Consider the following 8,333-nt stretch of genomic DNA (forward strand, 5'->3'; position numbering starts at 1 on the left):
AATGAATGCGATAACGGAACAGCAGAGCCTTGCCCATTGGCCGCTTAGCCCTGAACAGCGTGCAGTGTTGGTGGCGGCGGAAGTGAATGAAAGTGACACACAGCAGGCAGCATTAGCGCAGGTCGAGGTCATGGTGGTCGATATTCAGGGTGCGCTTGATAGCTCGCGGCTGGAGCAAGCACTGAGCGACCTTAGGCAACAGCATGAAGCCCTATCGACGGCTCTGAAGAGTGTGGCGGGGTATCGTGGGCTGCGCCACCAAGCGCTTGAAGACCTGCCTGCCATTGAGTGGCGGCATGAGGACTTACGCGGCAGCGGTGACAAGAAAGCGCTGCTCAACGACTTTCTTAATAACTATCGCGAGTCACTAAAGCGCCGGCCCATTGCCCTAGAATCCGGTGAGCTGCTGCGTCCAGCGCTGCTGCAAACGGGTGAAACAACCTGGGTATTAGTACTGGCTGTTTCGGCGTTGGTGGCGGATCGTGGCAGTCTGCTGTCGCTGTTCTCGGCGTTGGTGGATGCTTATGAGCCGCGTGGCGGAACCGACGATGAGTCTGCGCTGCAATATTCCCAATTCATCGAGTGGCGCGCTTCTCTTGAAAACGACGATGACGCCGAAGAGGGCCGAGAGTATTGGCAAAACCACCAGCAGCATGCCGAGCAGGCAGGCGTATGCCGTTTACCTACAATGCAGGCAAATCGCCATGACGTGCGAGTAGAGCATGAATATGTGGCCTGTCCGCTCGAACCAGACCTAGTAGCGCGTATCGATAGCCTGGCAGATGAGCTTCAAGTATCCGCAGAGGTAGTATTGCAGGCGGCCTGGTGGGCGCTACTCGCCAGGATTAGCAGCAACGAGTGTGTGCTGGGCGGCTGGCAACACGACTGCCGCCAGGATTACGAGGTGATGCAAGGGGCATTCGGGCTCTTCGATAAGGTGCTGCCGGTGCTGGTTGAAGGTGTCGCTGATAGTGACTTCTCTAGCTGGATTACCCGTTTAGCAGAGCAGCTAGAGGCGCATACCCAGGCTCAAGAGTATTGGTCGATTGATGCGTTGCCCGATAAGCGCCACCTCGCAGCGGGGTTCGCATTTTCAGAGGGGGTGAGTGAGTTAAAGTCGGCGGGTTTGCAGTGGCGCTTGCGAGAATTGCCAGGGCCATCAGCAGAATTTGAGCTTGCCTTGCACATTGACCGCAGTAAGAGCGGCGTGGTGGCGACGCTCTACGCCGACCCATCTTGCTATAGCCGAGCGGCGGCCGGGTGCCTGCTGGATCAGTACCAGACGCTGCTGCAGGCGGGTCTAGCTGACCCAGCGCAAAAGCCATTTTCGGTGCCGCTTATCTCCCCTGAGCAACAGCAGGGATTACTGTCGGTTGAAGACAGTGTGCTCGACATGGGCGAGTGGAGCGTAGCTACCCATATCGCCGCTTGGGCTGTTTCGACGCCGGATGCCATTGCCATTGAGGAGCAGGGCCGTACGCTGAGTTACGCCCAACTGGAAGCTCGCGTTAATGATATCGCTCGGTGGCTGGATGGTCAGGGCGTCAAGCGTGGAGATTACGTAGCGCTTAATTGGCCCCGTTCCACCGCTTTGGTCGTGCTGCTACTGGCAGTATGGCGTGCAGGTGCCGCCTACCTGCCGCTTGATCCAGAGTGGCCCGTAGCCCGTAAACGGCGGGTGCTTGAGGATGCCCAGCCCGCGCTAGTAGTAAGCGCTGAAAACGCCGAGTCGGAACCCACAGCACTGGCCCTTCCCGGCATCCGCAGTGTGGGGCTGCCACAAGAAGTGGATGAAGCGGGTAGTGACTTGTCGTTTCCAGAGCCAGACCTCGGCGAAGTGGCTTACCTTCTCTATACCTCTGGCTCCACTGGCACGCCAAAAGGCGTGGTAATTGAGCATGGCCAACTGCTCAATTACGTCGCCGGTGCCACAAAGGCCATGGGTCTATCGGCATGCCAGCGCTGGGCATTGACCGGGTCGCTGGCTACTGATTTGGGTAATACGGCGCTGTTCGGCGCCTTGTTCAATGGAGCCCGCCTGGTGATCGCCGCACCTGACGATATGCAGGATGGCGACCACTTTGCGCATTTTATGTCGGCGGCCGATATCGATGCGCTCAAGATAGTGCCGTCTCATCTGGAGGCCCTGCTGGAGTGCGAAGTTCCCCGGTTGCCGAAAACACTGATTTTAGGCGGTGAGGCAACTTCATCTGCCTTACTTTCGAGCATCGCGCGGATCTCCCCCGAGTGCCAGCTATACAACCACTATGGCCCCACAGAAGCCACTGTGGGCGTTATGGTGCATCCAGTATCGCTGGCGCAAGATATTGCAGGCCCGTTGCCACTAACCCAGCTGCTACCGAATTGCCGCTATCGAGTACTTGACGATAATTTGCACGCGACCCCCACCGGTGCCGTAGGTGAGCTGTATCTGGGCGGCGCCCAACTGGCGCGGGGTTATCTCAATAGCGATGCTTCCGCGTTTGTCGAAGATCCCTTTATTGCCGGTGAACGTCTCTATCGCACAGGCGATCTGGCGTGCGTGCTGCCCGAGGGTGGCGTACGCCTTATTGGGCGAGCCGATGACCAGATCAAGCTGCGTGGTTTCCGGATCGAACCGGTGGAAATCGAAAGCATATTGCAAGCACAGCCAGGGGTTAAACAGAGCCTGGTTCGCCTGATGGGTCGGGGCGGTGATACCCAGGAACTCGTAGCGTTCCTGATCGCTGACTCCGAGGTAACGTCCGTTGAGGGCCAAGCCCAGCTTCGCGAGCAGCTGGCTGTGCTACTGCCTGAGCCCATGTGTCCTTCTCGTTTTATCCCTGTTGAACATTTCCCTCGCCTAGGTAACGGCAAGGTAGACACCCCCTCGCTGGAAGCCTTGGCCCAAAAAACAGCGGAAAGAAAAACCTTGGTGAAGCCCCGGGATGCCGTGGAAGCCAACCTGTGTCAGGCCATGGCTGAGCTGCTTGGTCGTGATGAGATCGGCATTGATGACGATTTCTTCGAGCTGGGTGGGCACTCCTTGCTGGTGATCAAGTTAGTGGCACGCATTCGTAAGCAGTTCGGGATCGAGATAGCCCCCGGCGTGATATTTGATCACCCCACCGTCGCTGAGCTGGGTGCTGCTCTACGTGAGAGCGAGAGCGGGATTAAGGAAGAGGTACGCCCTTCCTTATCAATCGAATAACAGCCTCTAGTTAAGGATTCAGCAATGAATGGTATGAGTCAGGAATCTCTAGCCGCTAATCAGGGTGGACGGCATCAAGAGAGTATTGTCGCGAGCACCCAGGTAGGAGAGCACGTTCCCCTCTCTTTCTCTCAGCATCAGTTATGGCTACTGCAGAACATGGAGCCAGGGTTGAGTGCCTATAACCTACCTCGGGTCTTTCGGCTGAATGGGAGAGTGAATCCAGAGGCATTAGAGAGAGCTTTTCAGGCTGTCATTGCACGGCATGCCGTGTTGCGAACCCGTTTCGTCGAACTAGACGGGGAACCGATGCAAGTCGTTGCACCCGATGTGAAGTTCGCACTTCAGTGCGAGGATTTATCGGTGCTAACGCCATCAGAACGAGAACACCGGCTGACTGTATCCATCAGTGAGGTAACAGGTCATGTCTTTGACCTTACCGTATCACCGGCATTGGTGGCGAGATGGATAAAAGTGAGTGAGCAAGAACAGGTGCTTGCTGTGTGTATGCACCACATCGTTTCCGATGCTTGGTCGAACCCTATTCTCGCCAAGGATTTGACAACAGCTTACCGCTTGGCAGTGGCATCACAGGAAGAGGTCTTTCTACCAGAACTGAATATTCAATATACAGACTATGCAGCCTGGCAACGCGAGAGATATGAGCGTGGTGAGTTTGAGAAAAGTTTAGCGTATTGGAATAGTTATCTGGGGGACCAAGTACCCGACATCAAGCTACCCACTGACTATAAGCGCCCTGGGGTGCAGAAGTTTTCAGGTGCCCGCTCTTCTATAGCTCTGCCTTCTGACCTTGCTAATGCGCTGCGACAACTCTGTCGGAAAGAAAAATGCACGCCATTCATGATTCTCTTAGCGGCATGGCAAGTCCTACTGGCGCGCTACAGCGATCAGATGGAGTTCGCTGTCGGAGTACCTCATGCTGGTCGGCCGTTCGATGAGCTGCAAGACCTGATGGGCTACTTCGTATCTACTCAAGTATTTCGTGCCAACTTATCGCCTGCGATGACGCTTCGCGATATCGTCCAGCAGGTTAGGAAAGGTGCGCTCGGTTTGATGAATCATGCGGATCTGCCTCTAGAGATACTATTGGAATCTCGTAGTGAGCAGCGTGATCCGTCGCGCAATCCACTGTTCCAGGTTATGTTTGGCGTACAGATGGCTAGTGACGCCGAGCAACTGAAATTTGATGGTGTCATTGCTGAGCCGATGAGGGTAGAAAATGGCACGACTAAATTTGAGCTTTCCCTCAATTGTGTGATCGGGAAGGAGTGTGTTCAATGCGATTTGGAGTATCGTACCGATCTTTTCGAGCAGGATACTGCCGAAAAGCTGCTTGAACGCTATCGCCAAGTATTAACGGCGCTTTGCGAGAATTGCAATAGCCGCTTAGGAGAGCTTGATATTCTCGGAGCCAGTGAGAGGCGAGAGTTGGCCGAGTGGGGGCAGGGATCTCCGCACTTAACAGAAATTGGTACGATCCACCACCTGATTGAGCCCCATGCTGCGGCAACCCCAGAGGCCACGGCACTAGTATTTGAAGATCAGTCACTCAGCTATGCCGAACTTAACATCCGTGCAAATCGCTTGGCCCACTATTTGATCGGGCTAGGCATAAAGCCTGAAACTCGAGTGGGCCTCGCTGTAGAACGCTCCCTTGAGATGGTGGTGGGACTGCTGGGTATCCTCAAAGCGGGTGGCGCCTATGTACCGCTAGATCCAGATTATCCGAGAGATCGGTTGGCCTATATGGTCGAGGACAGTGGCATTGAGCTGCTGCTTACCCAACAACATCTTTGCGAGTCGTTACCAGTAGCCGAAAGCCTGCATGTCATTGAACTGGATCAGTTGGATGTTACGCATCATGCGTCGACCAATCCAAACGTGGCGCTGCACGGCGAAAATCTTGCTTATGTGATCTACACCTCGGGCTCCACAGGGCAACCTAAAGGGGCGCAGCTATGTCATGCGAACGTGACGCGATTGCTTGATACCACGGCACCTTGGTTCAATTTCGACCAGCAGGATGCCTGGACAATGTTCCACTCCTACGCCTTCGATTTCTCAGTGTGGGAGATGTTTGGGGCACTGTGCACGGGCGGAAAACTTGTCGTAGTGCCCTACTGGGTTAGCCGTTCGCCGGAGGATTTCCTTGAGTTGCTATGCCGGGAACAAGTGACAGTCCTGAACCAGACGCCTTCTGCCTTCCGGCAGTTGATGGCCACCCCCGACCTCTATAACACGGAAGACTTGGCTTTGCGTGTGGTGATCTTCGGTGGTGAAGCATTGGAACCGGAAAGCCTACGCCCTTGGATTGAGCATTTCGGTGATGATCATCCCCGTCTGATCAACATGTATGGCATTACTGAAACCACGGTGCATGTCACTTATCGACGTGTGACAGCTGATGATCTGACAGGTCAACGTAGTCCTATAGGGATCACTCTCCCGGATCTCGGCGCACATATATTAGATAACCAGCTTAATCGTGTCCCCATCGGGATTCCTGGAGAGCTTTACGTATCAGGAGCAGGCTTGGCACGAGGCTATTTGAACCGCTGTAGCCTAACAGCGATGCGTTTTGTTGCTGACCCGTTTGGCTCGGGAGAGCGGCTCTATCGCACTGGTGACCTGGTGCGCTGGCATGAAAACGGTCAGCTTGAGTACCTGGGGCGTATTGACCATCAGGTGAAAGTACGTGGCTTCCGTATCGAACTGGGTGAGATCGAGGCCGAACTGTTATCTCAACCGGAGGTTCGCGAGGCGGTGGTGGTCGCTCAAGAGGGCCCCGGTGGTTCCAGGCTGGTGGCCTATGTGGTTCCCCAAGCAGGCATAGAACTCGACCCCAGCTCACTACGTGAAACGCTGGGCCAAAAGCTACCGGATTATATGGTGCCGGGAGTCGTGGTCATCCTTGATGCACTGCCGTTGAATGCCAATGGCAAGATAGACCGCAAGGCGCTGCCCGAGCCTGACTTGGCGAGTAGCTCACAGTATGAGCCGCCTCAAGGAGAAGTGGAAGAAGCCTTGGCAGCACTCTGGTGTGAGGTGCTGGAAGTCGAGTGGGTCGGCCGCCACGATAATTTCTTCGAGTTAGGCGGGCATTCGTTGCTCGCATTGCGGCTGATTGCAAAATTGCGCGAACTCGGTAGCGATATTGCCATCCGTGAGTTGTTCGAACATCCGCGTCTAAGCGATTTCGCGCAGGTGCTAGAAGCGGCGAACAACCTGCATAAAGTGGAGGTTCCACCCAACCTAATTCCTGAGCACTGCGAAACCCTCGAGCCCTGGATGCTCCCTCTAGTATCGCTCGATCAGGAAGCGATCGCGCGCATTGAGTTGACGGTGCCGGGTGGTGGCGCCAACATCCAGGACATTTATCCTGTGGCGCCGCTGCAGGAGGGCATTCTCTTTCATCATCGGCTGAACGTCGAGCGTGATGCTTACATCACTTCCTACATCATGCGTTTCGATGACCGCGCCCGCATGGCAAGTTTCATCGATGGCTTTAACCAAGTAATGGCGCGACACGATATCCTGCGCACTGCTTTTTTCTGGGAAGGACTTGACGAGCCAGTACAGGTAGTTCTCCGCCAAGCACCGCTGCTGGTGGAATGGATCGAGAAGGCATCCGACGACGGCATTGAAGGCTCGAAGTTGTCTCCACTGGAACGGCTGCGTCACGCCGCCGACCCCGGTCGCTGCCGGGTTGATGCGCGCCAGGCGCCCTTGATGAAAGCCGTGGCTATCGAGGACACGGCCGGTGATAGCTATCTACTGCAGTTACTCATCCATCATCTAATCGATGACAATATGACGGTCAAGCAGGCCGTCAAAGAGATCGCTCTGATCGAGCAGGGGCGTTCCGCAGAGCTGCCCGAGCCCGTGCCATTCCGTAGTTTCATCGCTCAGGCTCGCTTGGGCGTGTCCGATAGCGAGCACCAGGCCTACTTCCATCGTCGCCTTGGTGATCTTGACGAGGGTACGCTGCCCTTCGGTCTCAACGACGTTATGGGGGACGGTGACGACATCGACGAGCAGCGCCTGGTGTTGGACGGCGAGCTAGCGGCGGCGATCCGCGATCAGGCTCGGCGCCACGGCGTCAGCGCGGCGGCCTTCTTCCATCTCGCCTGGTCGCTGGTAATTGCCAAAGCCACCGGTAAGGACGATGTGGTGTTTGGTACGGTGCTTTCCGGTCGTATGCAAGGCATCGAAGGCGCTGAACGAGCGCTAGGGGTATTCATTAATACGCTACCGTTGCGCATTACACTGGGTTCCCAAGGTGTCGATGAATGCTTACGGCAAACTCATGATGCTCTCTCTGAGCTACTGTACCACGAGCATGCCAGTCTTGGCCTAGCGCAGCGTTGCAGTGGTTTACCTGGCGGTGCGCCGTTGTTCTCAAGTCTGCTGAACTACCGTCTAAGTGTACCTGAGCGTGAAGGAAGTACCACGCCTACTTGGGAGGGCATGGATTCTCTAGGCAGCCAGGAACGAACCAACTACCCACTGGGTATGTCGGTGAATGACCTCGGCAAGGACTTTCAGCTGGTAGGACAGGTTAGTCGTGTGATCGGTGCACAACGGCTGTGTGATTACATGCGTTCGGCTGTGGCTGGCATCGTAGAAAGTCTGCAAACGGCACCACAGCAAGCTATAAGTGAGATCAGCTTGCTAGAAAAAAACGAGCGGCAGTTGTTGAGCGAGTGGGGAGAGAATACTCAACAGTCTTCAGAGGCTGCACCAATTTATCAACTAATTGAGCGCCAGGCCGAGGTAAACCCCGAGGCTACTGCATTAGTATTTGAAGAACAGTCACTCAGCTACGCCGAACTCAACGCTCGTGCCAACCAGCTGGCCCACTATTTGATCGGACTAGGTGTAAAACCTGAAACTCGGGTAGGTATCGCAGCAGAGCGCTCCATTGAGATGGTGGTGGGGCTGCTGGCGATTCTCAAGGCGGGGGGCGCCTATGTGCCGCTGGATGCGGATTACCCCTCTGAGCGGTTGGCTTATATTGCCGAAGATAGCGGCATTGAACTGCTACTGATTCAACAGCATCTGCGCGATACGTTGCCGGTAGTTGAAAACCTTAACGTCATCGAGCTGGATCAGCTAGACGTTT

General features: G+C 55.4%; 2 protein-coding genes. Both read left to right on the forward strand.

Annotation, left to right across the window (positions count from 1 at the left end; all coding sequences use genetic code 11):
- The first annotated feature begins 1 nt into the window (after window position 1).
- Complete coding sequence (locus tag HALTITAN_RS09015; protein WP_009286903.1) at window positions 2–3,190, forward strand: non-ribosomal peptide synthetase; 3,189 nt, start codon at window positions 2–4, stop codon at window positions 3,188–3,190.
- 24 nt (window positions 3,191–3,214) lie between these two features.
- The coding region (locus tag HALTITAN_RS09020; protein WP_009286718.1) for a non-ribosomal peptide synthetase at window positions 3,215–8,333 on the forward strand (5,119 nt) is incomplete at its 3' end.

The sequence above is a fragment of the Vreelandella titanicae BH1 genome, from assembly GCF_000336575.1.
Classification (GTDB): Bacteria; Pseudomonadota; Gammaproteobacteria; order Pseudomonadales; family Halomonadaceae; genus Vreelandella; species Vreelandella titanicae.

Excerpts from the sequence above, each read along its gene's own strand:
- HALTITAN_RS09015 (WP_009286903.1), top strand. The coding sequence starts at position 2 with ATGAATGCGATAACGGAACAGCAGAGCCTTGCCCATTGGCCGCTTAGC.